Annotated in this window: 1 protein-coding gene; it reads left to right on the top strand. The window is 49.6% G+C overall.

The genetic code is table 11. The annotated features are described in order from the left end of the window. Nucleotides 1-20 precede the first annotated feature (20 nt). On the top strand, nt 21-337 hold a 317-nt coding region (locus AB4585_RS22550; protein WP_372171047.1), incomplete at its 3' end, for a response regulator.

Raw genomic sequence — 337 nt, 5'->3', positions numbered from 1 at the left:
CCCTTGAAGGAGAGTATCAAGTGATCGTGCTCGATCGCATGTTGCCCTCTATTGACGGCCTCACCGTACTTTCCACTTTACGAGCAGCAAATACCACTGCTCGAGTACTTATCCTTAGCGCACTAGATAGTGTAGATGAACGAGTAAAAGGGCTGAAACAGGGGGGAGATGACTACTTGACCAAGCCCTTCGCGTTAGCAGAACTAATAGCCCGTGTAGAGATCCTAGCAAGCAGAGCGGTGTCGTCATCCGCCCCATCGATTCAGAGCCAGCTTCGCAATGGTCATATTCAGTTAGACCTGTTGTCACAAGAGGTCTTTGTTGCTTCGCAAAAGGT

This window comes from Vibrio sp. 10N.222.49.C9, from assembly GCF_041474985.1.
Lineage (GTDB): Bacteria > Pseudomonadota > Gammaproteobacteria > Enterobacterales > Vibrionaceae > Vibrio > Vibrio crassostreae_C.
Note: the sequence above shows the minus strand (reverse complement) of the source record. Positions and strands in the feature narration are given on the sequence as shown.